At 39.5% G+C, this 18,928-nt stretch carries 12 protein-coding genes and 1 tRNA gene; 3 read left to right on the top strand and 10 right to left on the bottom strand.

Translation table 11 applies throughout. The features are described 5' to 3' along the window. Nucleotides 1-3 precede the first annotated feature (3 nt). From ccoN to IA57_RS01115, 3 genes are all read right to left on the bottom strand, one after another. On the bottom strand, nucleotides 4-2,190 hold the full coding sequence (ccoN, locus tag IA57_RS01125) for a cytochrome-c oxidase, cbb3-type subunit I (protein ID WP_036118136.1): 2,187 nt from the start codon (nucleotides 2,188-2,190) through the stop codon (nucleotides 4-6). Between the two features lie 5 nt (nucleotides 2,191-2,195). Further along, entirely contained in the window at nucleotides 2,196-2,378 is a 183-nt protein-coding gene (ccoS, locus tag IA57_RS01120; RefSeq protein ID WP_036118133.1) for a cbb3-type cytochrome oxidase assembly protein CcoS, read from the bottom strand. 73 nt (nucleotides 2,379-2,451) lie between these two features. After that, the gene (locus tag IA57_RS01115; protein ID WP_036118130.1) at nucleotides 2,452-4,824 is read right to left on the bottom strand and encodes a heavy metal translocating P-type ATPase; all 2,373 of its coding nucleotides are present in this window, start codon (nucleotides 4,822-4,824) and stop codon (nucleotides 2,452-2,454) included. Nucleotides 4,825-4,927: 103 nt separating this feature from the next. Here IA57_RS01115 and IA57_RS01110 point away from each other — a divergent pair, with 103 nt between their 5' ends. After that, entirely contained in the window at nucleotides 4,928-5,605 is a 678-nt protein-coding gene (locus tag IA57_RS01110) for a Crp/Fnr family transcriptional regulator (protein WP_036118126.1), read from the top strand. A 61-nt stretch (nucleotides 5,606-5,666) separates the two neighbouring features. Here the strand turns inward: IA57_RS01110 and IA57_RS01105 are convergent, their stop codons facing one another. From IA57_RS01105 to IA57_RS01080, 6 genes are all read right to left on the bottom strand, one after another. Then, nucleotides 5,667-7,298, bottom strand: coding sequence for a M1 family metallopeptidase (locus IA57_RS01105; protein WP_036118123.1), 1,632 nt, complete (start codon nucleotides 7,296-7,298; stop codon nucleotides 5,667-5,669). Between the two features lie 193 nt (nucleotides 7,299-7,491). Then, on the bottom strand, nucleotides 7,492-9,294 hold the full coding sequence (locus tag IA57_RS01100) for an acyl-CoA dehydrogenase family protein (protein WP_036118121.1): 1,803 nt from the start codon (nucleotides 9,292-9,294) through the stop codon (nucleotides 7,492-7,494). 96 nt (nucleotides 9,295-9,390) lie between these two features. Then, nucleotides 9,391-10,581 carry an acetyl-CoA C-acyltransferase gene (locus IA57_RS01095; protein WP_036118119.1) on the bottom strand — a complete coding sequence of 397 codons (1,191 nt, stop codon included), beginning with the start codon at nucleotides 10,579-10,581 and terminating at the stop codon, nucleotides 9,391-9,393. Between the two features lie 30 nt (nucleotides 10,582-10,611). Next, entirely contained in the window at nucleotides 10,612-10,968 is a 357-nt protein-coding gene (locus tag IA57_RS01090) for a four helix bundle protein (RefSeq protein ID WP_036118116.1), read from the bottom strand. A gap of 47 nt (nucleotides 10,969-11,015) precedes the next feature. Next, nucleotides 11,016-13,424, bottom strand: coding sequence for a 3-hydroxyacyl-CoA dehydrogenase/enoyl-CoA hydratase family protein (locus IA57_RS01085; RefSeq protein ID WP_036118112.1), 2,409 nt, complete (start codon nucleotides 13,422-13,424; stop codon nucleotides 11,016-11,018). A gap of 12 nt (nucleotides 13,425-13,436) precedes the next feature. After that, on the bottom strand, nucleotides 13,437-13,880 hold the full coding sequence (locus IA57_RS01080) for a MarR family winged helix-turn-helix transcriptional regulator (RefSeq protein WP_036118108.1): 444 nt from the start codon (nucleotides 13,878-13,880) through the stop codon (nucleotides 13,437-13,439). 485 nt (nucleotides 13,881-14,365) lie between these two features. On the opposite strand from IA57_RS01080, the gene IA57_RS01075 reads away from it, so the two are divergent. Beyond that, nucleotides 14,366-16,786 (top strand): T9SS type A sorting domain-containing protein, encoded by a 2,421-nt coding sequence (locus IA57_RS01075; protein WP_036118105.1) that lies wholly within the window; start codon nucleotides 14,366-14,368, stop codon nucleotides 16,784-16,786. A 71-nt stretch (nucleotides 16,787-16,857) separates the two neighbouring features. Here IA57_RS01075 and IA57_RS01070 read toward each other — a convergent pair whose 3' ends face one another. Next, complete coding sequence (locus tag IA57_RS01070) at nucleotides 16,858-18,627, bottom strand: AMP-dependent synthetase/ligase (RefSeq protein WP_036118102.1); 1,770 nt, start codon at nucleotides 18,625-18,627, stop codon at nucleotides 16,858-16,860. A 209-nt stretch (nucleotides 18,628-18,836) separates the two neighbouring features. On the opposite strand from IA57_RS01070, the gene IA57_RS01065 reads away from it, so the two are divergent. Continuing rightward, nucleotides 18,837-18,911: transfer RNA gene (locus IA57_RS01065), tRNA-Pro, on the top strand. The last annotated feature ends 17 nt before the right edge of the window (nucleotides 18,912-18,928 follow it).

The following is an 18,928-nucleotide window of genomic DNA, read 5'->3' as shown; positions in this document are numbered from 1 at the left end:
CTATTAGTTTTGTGTGTTAGCTTGTAGGTCTTTTACTTTAATGTCGGTTCCTAGGCGTTGTAAGTAGGCGATAAGGGCTACTATTTCGCGGTTTCTCATTTCAATAAAATCCTCGCCTCCTGCATTTTTATCGGCTTCGTATGTTTCGGCAAAGTCCGGATCGGTGTACAGGTTTTTCTCGATTTGAGTACCTTGGTCTAGCATGTGCTGTTGTGCATTGGCAATCTCTTCTTCAGAATAAGGGACTCCCAGTTTTGCTAAGGCACGCATTTTGGCTTCTGTATGCGACTTGTCAAGCTCGTCTTTTACCAACCATCTGTAAGACGGCATAATAGAACCTGATGAGGTACTTTGTGGATCCCACATGTGGTTAAGGTGCCAATTGTCTGAATATTTTCCGCCCAAACGGTGTAAGTCGGGACCGGTACGTTTACTACCCCATAAGAATGGACGGTCGTAAACAAATTCACCAGCTTTCGAGTATTCGCCATAACGCTCAACTTCACTTCTAAACGGACGTACCATTTGCGAGTGGCATCCTACACAGCCTTCTCTAATGTATATGTCGCGTCCTTCTAATTCTAAAGGCGTATAAGGTTTTACACTGCTTATGGTAGGAACGTTGGACTCTACAACAATGGTTGGTACAATTTGGATAATACCTCCAATTAAAATAGCGATAGTTGCATAAATGGTTAATTGTACAGGCTTGCGCTCTAACCAAGTGTGCCATCCTTCACCAGCAATACGTCTTTTAGACACACGTTGTAAGGCAGGTGCTTCGGCCAATTCGTCTTCTACTTTACTACCAGATCTAATGGTTACTATTACGTTGTACACCAAGATAAGCATACCAGTAATGTAAAGGGTTCCACCTATGGCACGCATCCAGTACATAGGCATAATTTCTGTTACAGTTTCTAAAAAGTTACCGTATACTAAGGTACCATCTGGATTAAACTGTTTCCACATACTGGCTTGTGTAAAGCCGGCTACATAAAGTGGTAGGGCATATAATATAATACCTAGGGTACCTACCCAAAAGTGTAGGTTGGCCAATCCAACAGAGTGTAATTTGGTTTTAAACAATCTAGGAACCAGCCAATAGATCATACCAAAGGCTAAGAAACCGTTCCAGGCTAGGGCTCCCACATGCACGTGGGCAATAATCCAGTCGGTAAAGTGGCCAATGGCGTTTACGTTTTTAAGTGATAATAAAGGCCCTTCGAAGGTAGCCATACCGTAACCGGTAATTGCGACTACCATAAATTTTAACACAGGGTCTACACGTACTTTATCCCAAGCTCCACGCAAGGTTAAAAGCCCGTTTATCATACCTCCCCAAGAAGGCATTAGTAGCATAACAGAGAAGGCTGTACCTAAACTTTGTGCCCATTCTGGAAGGGCTGTGTATAGCAAGTGGTGTGGGCCGGCCCAAATGTATATAAAAATCAATGACCAGAAGTGAATGATAGACAGCTTGTACGAGTACACGGGTCTGTTGGCCGCTTTAGGAACAAAATAGTACATTAATCCTAAGAATGGTGTTGTTAAGAAAAATGCCACGGCATTATGACCATACCACCACTGTACCAAAGCATCTTGTACCCCGGCATAAACCGAATAACTTTTAAAGGCACTTACAGGAACTTCTAGGTTGTTAAAAATATGGAGCACTGCTACCGTTACAAAGGTGGCAATATAAAACCAGATGGCAACGTATAAGTGGCGTTGACGTCTTTTAATCATGGTACCAATAAGGTTGGCGCCAAAAGCTACCCAAACTAACGTAATGGCAATATCTATAGGCCATTCCAGTTCGGCATACTCTTTAGAAGAGGTAAACCCTAGCGGTAGGGTAATGGCTGCGGCAACAATAATAAGTTGCCAACCCCAAAAATTAAAATTGCTTAAAGCATCACTAAACATCCTAGCTTTAAGCAAACGTTGGGTAGAATAGTACACCCCAGCAAAAATGGCATTACCCACAAAAGCAAATATAACGGCGTTTGTGTGCAGTGGTCGTAAGCGTCCAAAACTTAACCAAGGAATATCTTCGGTTAGGTTTGGAAATATAAACATAAATGCGAGTAATAATCCTACCGCCATTCCTACTACCCCCCATACAATGGTAGCTATTAAGAACTTCTTGACAATCTTGTTGTCGTAGTAAAATTGTTGAATTTCCATAAAAGTTAATCGTTTTCGGTTGTTAATGTTTCTTTGTTAGTGGTAACCAGCTCGTCTTCAAAAAGCATGCGTACCGAAGGGGTGTAACTATCGTCATACTGCCCTTTTCTTACAGCTAATAAGAAGGCGATAAAAAACACGATAGCTACTATTATGCTTATTGCTAATAGAATATATATAACACTCATACCTATTGAAGTTATGGTTCAAAATTACAATGGCACTTATTTTTAAAACATGATAAAAATCATGTTCCTTATTTTAGTTTAGTTTTTTTCCTAAAATATTGGTCGCTACCGTAGTAAAAACGACAATACTAATAGAGCTTAAAGGCATTAAAATAGCTGCAATAACTGGCATTAATTGGCCGGTTACAGCAAAATAAAGGCCGATAAGGTTATAACATAAGGAAAAAACAAAACTCCATTTTATGATTTTTATAGCCGATTGTGATGCTTTTATGTAAGCGTATAACTGGTTAAGCTTAGAAGCATCTAAAATAGCATCGCATGCCGGCGAAAACACATTAATATTTTCTGAAATGGCTATACCTACATCGCTTTGTGCCAAGGCTCCCGCATCGTTTAATCCGTCGCCTACCATAAGCACTTTAGCTCCTTCACTTTGATGGTATTTTATATAATCCAATTTATCATCAGGCTTTTGGTTAAAAATAAGCTTTGTTTTTGAAGGGAGCAACTTTTTTAGGTTTTCCTGCTCACTATTGTTGTCTCCCGACAAAATGGCTAGGTCGTAATCTGGCTTTAGCTTGTGGAATAATTTAGAGAGTCCTTTCCTGTAGGCATTATAAAATGTGTATTTTCCTTTGTAGGTGTTGTTGGTGCTTATATGCACCGCGGTGCTTAATTCTGCTGTAGTTTGTGGTTGCCCCACAAAGCTTGCCGAGCCAATTTTTATGCTGTTATTGCCATGGGTGCCATAAAGGCCTTGCCCTAAATGCTCTTCGTAACGGTTTAGGGAAACAATGTTATGCTGGTCTAAAATATCGTACAACGCTCTACTAAGGGGGTGGTTAGAGCTTCGTAAGGTACTTTTTAAAAGCACCTCTTCAGATGCAGAAAGCTGTGTTCCGGAATAGGATACCTGCGTTTGCTTGTTGGAGGTTATGGTTCCGGTCTTATCGAAAATAATGGTGTTTATTTGCGCCAATTGCTCAATTACCGAAGCGTTTTTAATGTAGAATTTCAATTTGCCAAAAATACGAAGCATGTTACCTAAGGTAAAAGGAGCCGCCAAGGCAATGGCGCAAGGGCAAGCAATAATTAGCACAGCCGTAAACACGTTCATGGCCTTTGATGCATCGGTAAACAGCCAATACAGTGTAGCTACTATGGCGATGCTAAGCACAGCAATGGTAAAGCGTTTACTAATGGTGTTGGTAAGGGTGGTAAACTTATCTTCCTTATTGGTATTAAAAACATCGTTGCTCCATAATTGGGTTAGGTAGCTTTGCTCAACAGATTTTAGGGCTTCCATTTCCATGCTACCCGTAGTTTGTTTGCCACCAGCAAAAAGTTTGTCGCCAGATTGCTTTTTAACAGCTTGCGATTCTCCTGTAACAAAGCTGTAATCTATATTGGCATTGCCGTTAATAAGGATGCCATCAACGGGAATTAATTCTTCATTCCGAATTAAAAGGCGGTCGCCCTTTTTTATGTCGTATACCTGTATAGGCGTTTCGGTACCATTGGCCAGTTTGGTAACAGCAATGGGAAAGTACGATTTATAATCCCGTTCAAAAGAAAGGAAGGCGTAGGTTTTTTGTTGGAAAAATTTTCCTAGCAGTAAAAAGAAAACCAAGCCGGTAAGGCTGTCGAAAAACCCAGACCCCAGATCGAACATGATTTCAATGGTGCTTCTTACAAACAGCACTAAAAGTCCTAGGGCTATAGGCACATCTATATTAAGGATTTTAGATTTTAACCCTTTGTAGGCCGAAGTAAAATAATCTTTCCCGGCGTAAAACACCACGGGTAGCGAAAACCCAAACATCAACCACCTAAACAAATGCTTGTATTGTTCTAGCCAGTATTCTTCTAGCTCAAAATATTCCGGAAACGAGAGGAACATCACATTTCCAAAGGCAAAACCGGCAATGCCTAGTTTGTAAATAAGCGTTCTGTTTATGGTGCTTTTGCCCGTATTGTAGTCCTCTAAGGAAATATAGGGTTCGTAGCCTATACGGCTTAAAAGCAAGACCAAATCCTTTAACGAAATAACATTGGCCTTATAGGTAATATGAATGGTTTTTTTTCCAAAGTTAACTTGAGATGCGGTTACCCCTTTGTTAAGTTTGTTAAGGTTTTCTAACACCCATATGCACGAGCTACAGTGTATGTGCGGGATGGTTAGAGTAACAATTTGGGTGTTGCCATCGTTAAACTCGGTAAGTTTGTCTATTATGTTCTTGTTAGACAGGAAATCGTATTTGCCCTCAACCTCTTTTGGTGTTGCACCGGGCGACTGCTGCATATCGTAATAACATGTAAGGTCGTTTTCAGAGAAAATCTCATATACGGTCTTACAGCCATTACAGCAAAAGTACTTATCATCAAAAAAAAGGGTGTCATTCTTACAAGAATCACCACAATGGAAACAATTTTTATGCCCCATAATATTTGCTCATTTACCTGCTACAAAAGTTGTAAAAAGTACAACTAATAAATATGATATATGTCATGTTTTACGTATTTTTACAACCGACTTAAAAATAGGTATGAGTAAGTGTGAACAATGTATTATTCGGCAATTTAATTCCTTGAAAACATTACGAAAGGACGATTTAATTAGACTGTCGGGCTGTAAAACAACCAAAACTGTTAATAAGGGCGAGATTATTTTTGATGAAGGCGAGAACATTAACGGGGTGTATTGTATTAAAGACGGTGTCTGCAAGCTGTCTAAATTAAGCGCCAATGGCAAAGACCAGATTCTTAAGCTTGTGGTTAAAGGGGATTTGCTGGGACAGCGGTCTTTAATTTCTGATGAGCCAACAAACCTAAGAGCCGTTGCGGTAAACGATATGGAGGTGTGTTTTATACCCAAACAGGAAATTATTTACGATCTGAAGAATAACATCGACTTTTCGATGGATATGCTTAAGGACATGGCCGAGGATCTTAGGACAGCCGATAATGTAATTGTCGATATGGCCCAGAAATCGGTTAAGCAGCGTATGGCCGAAACCCTGTTGTACCTTTACGACAATTTTGGAACAGATGAAAAAGGCAGCCTAAACATCGTGCTTTCCAGAGAAGATTATGCCAATATTGTGGGAACGGCAACAGAGTCTGCTATTCGTATTTTGTCGCAATTTAAAAAAGAAGGTCTTATTTCTACCGAAGGAAAGTACATTACTTTAGAGGATGTTGAAGCCCTAAAACGCGTTGAGTAAACTTATTATAAAATTACATAAGGTTGGTTATTGAAGTGTTTTTAATAACCAACCTTATGTTTTATAGCTGTTTAGCATAAACGTAAAAGTTAGGATCTATTTTAATGCTATTGCCTTTTATAGGCATGGTTTTCCATTGGCTGTTAGGAAATACCCATTGTGTTTTCCCATCAATATGCATTATAATGGGCATATCGAAATTCTCAACAATAGTGGTCCAACGGTATTTTAGTTGTCCGTTTTTAATGCTGTATTCTAAGGTCGGGATTTTAGTGGTTCTTAAATACTGATTGAAGAATTCTGTTAAATCGATACCTGTTTGTTGGCTGATATAATTTTCAATCTGTTCCGTAGAGACTGTTTGATGATAAAAAGTGCGGTTTAAGCCTCTTAAAATTTGTCGCCATTTTTCGTCATTTTCAATAAGTTGTCGAAGCGTATGTAACATGTTGGCGCCTTTATAATACATATCGCCAGAGCCTTCGTGGTTTACATGGTACACGCCAATGATAGGGACATCGTTTTTAATAGAAGCTCTAGTTCCTATAACATAGGCGCTGGCAGCTTCTTTACCATAATAATAATCTAAAAATAGGTTTTCGGAATAGGCGGTAAAACTCTCATGAATCCACATATCGGCAATATCCTTATTGGTTATGTTGTTGGCAAACCATTCGTGGCCAGCTTCGTGAATAATGATAAAATCGAATTTCAAGCCCCACCCAGTTTTAGAGATGTCGGTTCCTAAGTAGCCATTTTTATATTGATTGCCATAGGTTACCGAACTTTGGTGTTCCATTCCTAAATACGGGACTTCCACCAGCTTAAAGCTATCTTCGTAAAAAGGGTATGGGCCAAACCAGTGTTCGAAGGCTTTCATCATTTTTGGGGCATCGGTAAATTGTTTTTTTGCTTTGTCCAAATTATAGCTCAGCACCCAGTAGTCCATATCTAACGAGCCTTTTTCGCCGTGGTATACTTCAGAAAAATTCACATAATCACCAATGTTAACGTTTACGCCATAATTGTTTATGGGGTTTTTTACCGTCCAATGAAAGGTGGTTGTGTTGTTGTTTTCAATTTTACGCTTTAAACGCCCGTTCGAGACATTAATCAAGCCTTTAGGCACGGTAACGCTTATATCCATACTGTCTACTTCATCGTACATATGGTCTTTACAAGGCCACCAAACACTTGCGCCTAATCCTTGGTTAGAGGTGGCTATAAAAGGCTTACCGTTTTTATCTGTTTTCCATGAAAACCCACCATCCCAAGGTGCATTAATCGCTTCTTTTGGGGTGCCACTGTAAGTTACTTCTAAGGTGTTTATATCGCCTGTTTTTTGCTCTTCGGTTAAGGTGATAAAGTGGGCGTTGCCTTCGTGAGTAATATGCAATTCTTGACCATTTTGTGTGGCTTTTGTTAGTTGCATGAGCTGTTGCAGGTCAATTTGCAAAACCTTATGGGGTTTTAATACCTTGTACCTGATGGTGTTTTTTCCAGATATGGCTTTGCGCTCAGGAAAAACATCTACGCTTAAATGGTAATAGGTTAAGTCCCACCATTCGCGTTCTGGTGTAATAGAACCACGCAAGGTATCTTGTCTGGAAAATGTGTTTTTTTGCGATAGTATTTGGCCTTGCACCAAAGGTATTGTGCAAAATGTAAATAGAACGAATAGAAGGTGTTTCATTTTTAATGGGTTTAACGGCTATCGGGCCAATGCTTACAAAACTATTAATAAGTTTTTACGATAGCTTTTCTTTATGCAATTTTTAACGAATGGAAGGAGTGTGTTTTGTGTTTTAAGACGTATGACATACAAATAAAAAACACCTGCTTCTATTGAAACAGGTGTTAACCAATTAAACTAACTAAATGTAAACCTAAAAACTGTACTTATTTTCAGATTTAACTTTTTCTGCAATAACATTTCGCAGGGCAACTACATTAGGGTAGTTGGTGTATTTTGTAAAGCGTTTTAGCCCCATAAGCATCATTTTTTGCTCATCGCCTTCGGTGAAGGAAATAATGCCTTCCATGCCGTTTTTCTTAACCAGTTCAACGGCATTAAACAAGTATAGTTTGGCCATAGCAATTTGCTCTTTTTGCTTGTCTTCACCAAAACGTTTGGCATTCTTTTCGGTTCTTAAAATAGCCGATTCAGCCATGTAAATTTCTATCAAGATATTTGAAGCCGCCATCATTAATTGTTGGTGTTGTTCCAATTCTGGGCCAAATTTTTGAACAGCAGCACCAGCAACCATCAAGAATACTTTTTTAAGTTTGGCAATCATGTCTTTTTCTTCTGTAAACAATTCAGAATAATCTGGAATATCAAAAGAAGGGATACCCATTAATTCATCTTTTACAGACATGGCTGGACCTAATAAATCAACGTGACCTTTCATAGCTTTTTTAACAAGCATACCTACCGAAAGCATACGGTTAATTTCGTTAGTACCTTCGTAAATTCTTGCAATACGAGCATCACGCCAAGCAGCTTCCATTGGGGTATCTTCAGAGAAGCCCATACCGCCAAAAATTTGAATACCTTCATCGGCACAATTTTGAACATCTTCTGAAACAGCTACTTTTAAAATAGAACATTCAATAGCATATTCTTCTACACCTTTTAGTTCGGCTTCTTGATGGCTATTACCTTCTGCTAAACGAATAGCAATGCGGTCTTCAATATTTTTTGCAGCACGATAACTTGCCGATTCGCCAACATAAGCATTGGTCGCCATTTCGGCTATTTTTGATTTTATGGCACCAAATTCTGAAATTGGGGTTTTAAACTGTTTACGCTCATTAGCATATTGCACACCTGTTGTGGTAATACGACGTTGCGAATCCAGACAAGCTGCAGCTAATTTAATACGCCCCACGTTTAAAGCATTCATAGCAATTTTAAAACCATTACCGCGTTCCGATAACATATTTTCAACAGGTACTTTGGTGTCGTTAAAGAATACTTGACGTGTAGAACTAGCGCGAATACCTAATTTATGTTCTTCTTCGCCTAGTGTAATACCATTTTCTGGGTTGTTTTCAACAATAAAACCTGTAATGTATTGGTCGTCTTCAATGCGGGCAAACACAATAAAAAGGTTACAGAAGCCAGCATTTGAAATCCACATTTTTTGTCCGTTAATGAGGTAGTGTTTACCATCATCAGATAATTTTGCTGTTGTTTTTCCTGAATTCGCATCGCTACCAGCGCCAGGTTCGGTTAAACAGTATGCGCCAAACCATTCGCCAGAAGCTAGTTTTGGAACGTATTTTTGTTTTTGCGCTTCGGTACCATAAAGTGTAATAGGCATTGTGCCAATTCCTGTGTGTGCACCAAAAGCCGTACTAAACGATCCCGTTCCACTAGAGATATAATCGCATACCAACATGGTTGAAACAAAGCCCATTCCCATGCCGCCATATTCTTCAGGAACAGCGACACTTAAAAAGCCCATTTCTCCGGCTTCTCTCATACATTCTTCGGTAAAAGCATAGTCTTTATTTTCAAAACGCTCTCTGTTGGCAATTATTTTTCGGTCGTTAAATTCAATAACCGAGTCGCGCATCATTTGTTGTTCTTCTGAAAAATCTTCAGGAGTGAATACGTCTTCGCAGTTGGTTTCTTTTACTAAGAATTGACCGCCGCGTAAAATATCTTTTTCTGTTGCTTCCATTTTTTTAGTATTAAGTATTTTGTATCAAGTATTAAGTGTGAAGAAATTTTGTTGCGTTTATTCTCTTTGTACTTAATACTTACATCTTTGTTCTAATTAGTTTAAAAATTCAAAAATTCCACAAGCACCTTGTCCAGTACCCACACACATGGTTACGGCACCATATTTACCCGTCATATTGCGTTTGCGCATCTCATCAAACAGTTGTACAGATAGTTTGGTTCCCGTACAGCCTAACGGATGACCAAGTGCAATAGCACCACCGTTTACGTTTATAATATCTGGGTTTAAGTCCAACTCACGAATAACGGCTAACGATTGCGAAGCAAAAGCTTCATTTAATTCGATAAGCTCTAAATCGTTTTGTTTTAAATTGGCTTGCGCCAAGGCTTTTGGTATGGCCTTTACAGGACCAATTCCCATAATACGAGGTGGTACACCAGCGGCAGCATAACTTACCAAGCGAGCAATAGGCTCAAGGCCTAATTCTTTTACCATAGCTTCGCTCATGACCATTACAAAGGCGGCACCATCACTCATTTGCGAGGAGTTACCAGCGGTTACGCTTCCGCCTTGAGCAAAGACAGGGCGTAGTTTTGCTAAGGCTTCTATGTTTGTTCCTTTTCGTGGGCCTTCGTCTTTGGTCACGGTATAACTTTTTGTGGCCTTTTTTCCGTTGTCGTCAATATAGGTTTGCTCTACGGTAATTGGTACAATTTGATCTTGAAAACGGTCTTCTGCTTGTGCTTTTAGGGCTTTCATGTGCGAATTGTAGGCAAACTCGTCTTGATCTTCGCGAGAGACGTTAAATTGGTTGGCGACAGCTTCGGCGGTATTACCCATGCCCCAATAGTAATCTTCGTGGCCAGCTTTTACAGTGTCGTAATTTAACTCGGGTTTAAAGCCTGTCATGGGTACAGCACTCATACTTTCGGCTCCGCCAGCAATAATGCAATCGGCCATACCAGCTTGTATTTTAGCTGAAGCCATAGCGATGGTTTCAATTCCTGAGGAACAAAACCGGTTTACAGTTACACCAGGCACATCTACAATATCTAAGCCCATTAAGGAAATTAAGCGTCCCATATTAAGACCTTGTGCCCCTTCTGGCATGGCATTTCCTACAATAACATCGTCTATGCGTTTGGGATCAAGGTTGGGCAGTTCTTTCATCATGTATTTGATGGTTTCGGCTGCCAGTTCGTCGGTTCTTTTAAAACGAAACAGTCCTTTTGGAGCTTTTCCAACAGCTGTTCTGTATGCTTTTACTATATATGCCGTTTTCATAATTTAGTATTAAGGTTTTAGTATCAAGTATTAAGACTTTTTTAGTGATTTTTGAAGCGAGTAATTCATTTTTGTAATTTCTACGACTTCATTAATTATTGGTCTTACACTTTCTTCTTTTATAAGTTTTAGTCTTTTTGATAAATATAATTGAGTTAGTAATTCGAACGATGATCCGTTAGCTATACCTAAAAACTGCTTAAATTCTCTATTTGAATTTCTACCTACACCTTCGGCAATATTTGAAGGAATAGAAACAGCACTTCTTCTTAATTGAGAAACTAATCCGTATTTTTCTTCAGTAGGAAAACCTTCTGTGACTCTGTAGCAATTTTCAGTTATATTCATTGCTTTTTGCCATATTTTTAGTTCTTCAAATCTGTGCATAGCTTTTAGCTTTGTACTTAATTCTATATACTAACTACTTCTCGCAACTAGTTGCGAAGTGGTTTTCCTGTTTTTAACATATGCTGAATACGTTCCAAAGTTTTTCTTTCGGTACAAAGACTTAAAAAGGCTTCGCGTTCTAGATCTAATAAATAATCTTCGCTTACTAGAGTAGGTTCACTTAAATCGCCACCAGCCATGACATAGGCGAGTTTGTTAGCAATTTTTTGGTCGTGTTCGCTAATGTACTTACTGGCTTCCATGGCATCTGTTCCTACCAAGAACATTCCTAAAGCTTGCTTACCTAAAACCTTAACATCTTTGCGTCTTATAGGTTTTGTATAACCTTGTTCTGCCATTAGTTTGGCATAGGCTTTTGCCGTGGCGATTTGTCGCTCTTTATTTACCACAACCACATCTTTTCCTTTTTGAAGAATACCCAAATCGAAAGCTTCGTAGGCCGAGGTAGATACTTTTGCCATACCAATGGTCATGAAGTATTCTTGTAGCACATTAAGTTTTACATCGCCTTTATGAAATTGATCGGAAGCTCTTAGCGCCATTTCTTTGGAACCGCCACCGCCAGGAATAACCCCAACACCAAACTCTACAAGCCCGATGTAGGTTTCTGCAGCGGCCACTACTTTGTCGGCATGAAGCGATAGTTCACAACCACCACCAAGTGTCATGCCGTGTGGTGCTGCTACGGTTGGAATAGCCGAGTAGCGCATGCGCATCATGGTTTCCTGAAACATTTTAATGGCCATGTTCAGTTCGTCGTATTCTTGCTCGACGGCCATCATAAATATCATTCCAATGTTGGCACCCACCGAAAAGTTTGCCGCTTGGTTTCCAACAACCAAACCTTGAAAGTCTTTTTCGGCCAAGTCAACCGCTTTGTTCAATCCAGCTAGTACGTCACCACCAATGGTGTTCATTTTACTTTGAAACTCACAGTTTAAAATACCATCGCCTAAATCTTCAATGACTACGCCAGAGTTTTTAAAGACTTCTTTCGATTTTCTAATGTTGTCTAAAATAATAAAGGCATCTTGCCCAGGAACTTTGGTTTGTGATTTTGATGGAATATCGTAGAAATACGTGGCGCCATCTTTTACGGTATAGAACGCTTTGCTACCCGAAGCTAACATGTCGTTTACCCAAGCTGCTGGTTCGTAGCCTTCGGTTTTCATAATGTCTAAACCTTTCTCAACACCTATGGCATCCCAAATCTGGAAAGGCCCGTGTTCCCAACCAAAACCGGCTTTCATGGCATCGTCTATTTTGTAAAGCTCGTCGGTGATTTCTGGTATTCTGTTGGATACATAAGCAAACATGGCCGCAAAATTCTTACGGTAAAAATCACCCGCTTTGTCTTTGCCGGCTATTAGAATAGGGAAGCGGTCTATAACCTTATCGACCGTTTTGGTAAGTTCTAGGGTGGCAAATTTTGCCGATTTCTTTTTTCTATATTCTAGGGTGTCGAGGTCGAGCGATAAAATCTCGCTTTTACCATCGTCCCCTTTAATTTTTTTATAAAAGCCTTGTCCAGTTTTGCTGCCCAGCCATTTGTTTTCCATCATGGTATTAATGAAATTAGGGAGCTTAAAGAGCTCATGGGCTTCGTCGTCTGGGCAATTGTCGTAAATGCCATTGGCTACATGCACCAAGGTGTCTAGCCCAACCACGTCGACAGTACGGAAAGTGGCCGATTTTGGCCGACCAATAACAGGGCCGGTTAATTTATCGACTTCTTCAATAGTTAAGCCTAAATCTTTTACTTGGTGAAACAAAGATTGGATACCGAAGATACCAATGCGGTTGCCAATAAAGGCTGGGGTGTCTTTGGCTACCACCGAGGTTTTTCCAAGAAACTGCTCGCCGTAGCCATTTAAAAAATCAAGGACTTCTTGCGATGTTTTAGGTCCTGGAATGATTTCGAATAATTTTAAGTAACGTGCCGGATTAAAAAAGTGCGTGCCGCAGAAATGCTTTTGAAAATCGTCGCTTCTACCTTCACTCATAAACTTAATAGGAATACCAGAGGTGTTCGATGTGATTAGCGTGCCCGGCTTGCGGTGTTTGTCTAGGCTTTCGAGAACCTGTTTTTTTATGTCTAAGCGCTCGACAACCACTTCGATAATCCAATCGACATCGGCAACTTTAGCGATATCATCTTCTAAATTTCCTGTGGTAATTCTACTGGCAAACTTTTGGTGGTAAATAGGCGAGGGTTTCGATTTTAATGCTGTTTGTAAAGAGGTGTTTACTAATCGGTTTCGTACTATTTTATCTTCAAGCGTTAAGCCTTTGGCTTTTTCGGCATCGGTAAGCTCGCGTGGCACAATGTCCAATAGCAATACCTCTACGCCAATGTTAGCAAAATGGCAAGCGATACCGCTACCCATAATTCCGGATCCGATAACGGCTACTTTGTTAATAATTCGTTTACTCATTATAGTATGTTGTTATTTATCTTGGTTATAGATTTTTTTGTTTGAAATCATCTCGTTAATAAGCTCTGCAACCTCATAGAAATGATTTATTTTTTCTTCTGAAATGTTATGGCGAATGGCTTCGTTAAAGGTGAGTACCTTTTCGCGGGAGTAGGCCCGTTTTTCACGACCAAACTCGGTAAGGTGAATAAGAACACCGCGACCATCCTCGGGGTTAGGTCTGCGCTCTATTAAGCCTCGGGTTTCCATGGTCTTTAATATCCTGGACAACGATGTTGCCTCCATGCCCATTTTGGGGCCTAAAGAAGTAGAAGGCGTGCCTTTCTCGGGGTCGATGCTTAACAGGGTGAATCCTGTTGCCATGGTGCTGTCGAACTTCGAGGCCTCTTCGTTATACATTTTATTTACGGCTAACCAGGTGGTTCGCAAAACATAATCGATGGTTTTGTCTTTCATTATTAATGCTTAAATGATTCCAAATATAATAAAAATTTATTATGCATGCATAGTAAATAAAGATAATTTAACATAAAAAATGGTTTTGATAGGGGGTAAAACACTTTTAAAAAGTCGTTTTTCAAGGCGCTTTATGTATGGAATAATTTTTTAGATAAAAACGCCTTGTAAAAGTATTTAAATTTTAACTATTAAAATTGCATTTAATCGAATAAAAAGCAAAAGAATTGATGACTTATCAATAAAATAAGCTTAAAAATGGGGTTTTAGTAGTTTTGCAGTAGTGAGTTTTTTGCTTGTTTGGAGCTTTGCAGACTATTTTTACCGCATTGGATAACCTACATACAACATCCAAAAACAAGAAACTTCCAAATCCCCAAAACGGAATTTCAAAAGAACATAGTTTTACGCGTTTTCAACACAACCATTAGGTATTAAAAACTTATTGTGTGGCGCTATTTAATTAATTACTTAAATCTTTTTTTATGAAAAAACTTACTCTGTTATGCTTTGCCTTATTAAGTTCGGCATTGTTGTATGTAACTTATGCCCAAAATCAATGTGATTTTGAACTTAAAATGATAGACTCTTGGGGGGATGGCTGGAACGGTAATACCATTGACGTTTTGGTTGATGGGGTTGTTGTTTTAGACAATATCCAGCTTTATTCGAGCCAAGGCGGTGGCGATGAATTTTCTGTTTACTTTGCTGTAACCGATGGCGCAACCATAACTACCGTATGGAATGGTGGAGGGTGGTATGCTAACGAAGTGTCTTATGAAATTTACGACAATGGTGGTAACCTTTTGGGGTCAGGAGACTCTGGTCACCAAATTAACGTAGAAAGCGCTTTATGCTTTGTGCCTTTAAGCATTAATATTAATGAGTCCTGCCATACTGTTTACCAAGGCTACGACCCGGCAGCATGTGCTGAGCTAGTTGTTAGTGTAGAAGGCGGTACAGGAGATTATAGCGTTTTGTGGAGTACTGGAGAAACCAGCGAAAGCATTACGGTATGCCCTACAGAGCAATCGGAATATACTGTTGCGGTGTCCGATTCCCATAGTAGTTTATCGGCTTCGTTTACAGTGTTGGTACAAGATGTGGTTTGCAGTAACAACGTAAACAATGGTAAAGTGCTCATTTGCCATGTGGATGACGAAGGTAACTATTCTACGCTTTGTGTGTCAGCAAATGCCGTTGAAAACCATTTGGCACATGGCGATTTGCTTGGTGCTTGTGGTAGTGTAACATGTGATACGGCTCCATCGTGTGTGGCTGAGGTAGTGCCAGAAAACGGTGCCGAAGAAGTATCTATAAATACAGAAATTTCTTGGTCTGGCGTAACAGGTATTGTAGATGGGTATTATTTATCTATTGGAACTACTTCTGGAGGCAATGACATATTGAGTGCTCAAGATGTTGGTAATGTCACCAATTATAACGGTGGTGCCTTTGCTTATAATACAACTTACTACGTTACCGTAACGCCTTATAACGGCAATGGTGCAGCAGAAGGTTGTATGGAATACAGCTTTACCACCATGGAAAACCCTTGCTATAAAGCAAGCATGGTAAGCTGTGATAGCGGTGCTACAGGAAGTACTGTAGGCGCACCAATAAACGAAGGTATGCTTTGCGATTATAACAATTTAGGGCAATCAGGCGGGGTTTGGTACACCTATCAAACCGACGATCCAAACATGCGGGTAACCATAGATACCGACGGTTCTGGTTACGATACGCGTTTAGGACTGTTTACAGGAAGTTGTGATGCCTTGGTATGTGTGGATGCCGATAACGATTCTGGTGCTGGCTTAAACTCTAAATTAAGTTTTGATGCCGAACAAGGAACCTTGTATTATATTTATGTAACAGGAGACAATTCTGAAGGAAATTATAGCCTTAATGTATCGTGTTTAGATACATCACCGGTTATGGTAGACTGCGATACACCTGTAAACAATGAGTATTGCTATTCTGACAATGATGCGACTATGTTTACATACACCAGCGCCGAAGGCCTTCCGTTAAAATTAGTGGTTAATGCTGGGTATGTTGAATATGGTTATGATAAATTTATTGTTTTGGACTCTGATGGGGTAACAGAACTATACAATGGTTACGGAAGTTCTGGAAATCTAGCAGGACTTGAAATTGTTAGTACAGGCGATACCATTTCTGTAATGATTGATTCAGATTCCAGTACCAGTTGTAGCACAAGAGGGTATGTGTCATTGAACTATGATATAAGTTGTGAGATTCCATGTGGTTACGAGGCCATTGAAACCTATTGCTATGGGAATAGTGAAAACACCCAATTCTCTTATACAAGTAATGATGGTTCTCCAGTACATATAGATTTTATAGCAGGGAGCATAGAGACGGGTTATGATGACCTTAGAATATTGGATTCAGATGGAACTACAGTGTTGTTTAATAACGATAGTCCCTATACAACAAACCTTTCAAATGTAAGTGTGGTAAGTACAGGCGATACCGTAACGTTTCATGTGTCTTCAGACATTAGTGTCTCTTGTGGAGATGGAGGGCGTGCACAATGGGAATACCTAGTATCTTGGGGTTGTCCAGACGACCAAGCGGATGCATCTAAAACAGCAGTAGCCTCGTTGGGCAAGCAGCAAGTAAAAACATTGGAGGACTGGACCATATATCCAAACCCAACAGATAACGGTCAGGTAACGTTGAATTTAAGCAAGTACCTTAACCAGGCAATCGATGTAAAAGTGTTTGATGCTACCGGTAAATTAATTTTTGCTCAAGCGACAGACCGTTTATCGTCTCCTAAATTAGATGTAGCACTTAACAATATTCCTTCAGGAATGTACTTTGTAGCTTTACAAAATGGGGGAGAGGTATCTACTAAAAAGCTAATCGTTAAATAAATCGTTTAACCTAAATAGATTGCAAAAAGGCGTTTCATATTATATGAAACGCCTTTTTATTTTAGTGTTAATTAGCTGTATATTTTATCGTAAAGATTTTTATGGATGGATTTTATAACATCCCGTTTCATTTTCATGGTAGGAGTTAAGTGGCCACTATCTATAGACCAAACAACAGGGGTGAGTTCAAAGCGTTTAATCTGTTCCCATTTGCCAAATTTGGTGTTACACCTATCAACTTCTTTTTGAATGCGCTCAATAATATCATGGGCTTTGCAAATGGCTTCTGGTGTAGCGGTGATTTTTTTGTGCTTGCGTTCTATCCATTCGGTTACAAACTCGAAATTAGGTTGAATAAAAGCAGCAGGCATTTTTTCACCTTCGCCAATAACCATGACCTGTTCTATAAATCGCGATTGTTTTAGCTCGTTCTCTATAAGGGTGGGAATAACGTATTTTCCGCCAGAGGTTTTAAACATTTCCTTTTTCCGGCCAGTAATTTTAAGAAAGCCGTTGTTGTCTATTTCTCCTTTATCTCCAGTATGGAAATAGTCCCCTGTCATTACGCTGGCGGTTTTTTCGGGATCTTTATAATAGCCCATCATAACGTTAGGCCCTTTTATTAAAATTTCGCCATCTTCGGCAATTTTTACGTCAACATTTTTAATAGGTTTTCCTACGGTTCCTACTTTAAACATGTTGTTTTTATACATGCCAACAGATATAACAGGCGAGGTTTCTGTAAGTCCGTAACCTTCCATAATTTGCATACCTGCAGCGCAGAAAATTCTAGTTAGCCTTGATTGTAATGGGGCACTACCCGATACCATGGTGTGTAGTTGCCCGCCTAGGGCTTCTTGCCATTTGCTAAAAATTAATTTTCTGGCAATGTTTAGTTTAAATTCGTAAAAGCGCCCATTTTCGCCATAGGGTTCCCAGTGTTTGCCAAGCTGTACAGCCCAATAAAACAACCTTTGCTTTATGCCGGGAAGGTCTTCGGCCTTTGCCATAATTTTATCATAAACTTTCTCTAAAAGTCTAGGGACAACACTCATTAAATGAGGTTTAATTTCTTTGGCATTATCGCCAATTTTATCCAAACCTTCGGCATAATATACCGATGCTCCAGCGTATTGGTATAAATAAATAAGCATACGCTCAAAAATATGGCATATAGGTAGAAAGCTTAATACTCTGGTGTCGGTGCTAATGTCTGGAAGTCTTTCAGAAGAATCTAAAGCGTTACTAACTATGTTCCAGTGAGATAACATAACACCTTTAGGTCTTCCTGTAGTTCCAGAAGTATAAATAATAGTTGCTAAATCATCTGGATTTACAGCATCCATTCTAGCTTGTACGTCTTTTTGGTTGTCGTTGTCTTTACCAAGTTCGAATAATTCTGAATAGTGTTTGCAGCCTTCAATATGGTCGAAGGAGTAAACTGCTTTTAGTTGGGTGTTGGCCTTTACTTGGCTTACTTTTTTAAAAACCTCTTCATCCGATACAAAACAGTAAATCGACTCGCTGTGGTTTAACACATACTCGTAATCTTCAGCCGAAATGGTGGGGTAAATAGGAATGTTTTGCGCACCTAACTGCAGCACGCCAATATCTATAATATTCCATTCGGTTCGGTTGGTCGAGGAAATTACTGCAATCTTATCGTCTTTATTAACGCCCAACTTTAATAAGGCTCTGCTTATGGCATTGGCTTTGTCGATATACTCTTTGGTAGAGATAGCGCTCCATTTGCCCTGGTATTTTGTTACGAATGCCTTATCTAGGTTGTGGTTTTCCAATTGGTAGTATGGAAAGTCGAAAAGTCTTGTGATTTCTGTCATTTTGAATATTAGGAAATTGTAGGTATGCAAAGTATAAAATTACTGAAGATTTTCAAATATTAATAGTTTGTAGAATGTTTTATTTGTTTATTGCTGATTATTAAGGTGTTGTGTGTGGGTTTGCGAGAATTTCATTTGAAAAGTGATTTATAATGCTGCACATATGGTTTAAAGTTTTATTTTTGCCGAAACGTATACCCCTAATTTTTCGGGATGTGGCGCAGTCCGGTTAGCGCGTACGGCTGGGGGCCGTGAGGTCGCAGGTTCGAATCCTGTCATCCCGACTTTTCTTTGTTGTTAA

The organism is Mangrovimonas yunxiaonensis, assembly GCF_000733475.1.
In the GTDB taxonomy this organism is placed as follows: Bacteria; Bacteroidota; Bacteroidia; order Flavobacteriales; family Flavobacteriaceae; genus Mangrovimonas; species Mangrovimonas yunxiaonensis.
Note: the sequence above shows the minus strand (reverse complement) of the source record. Positions and strands in the feature narration are given on the sequence as shown.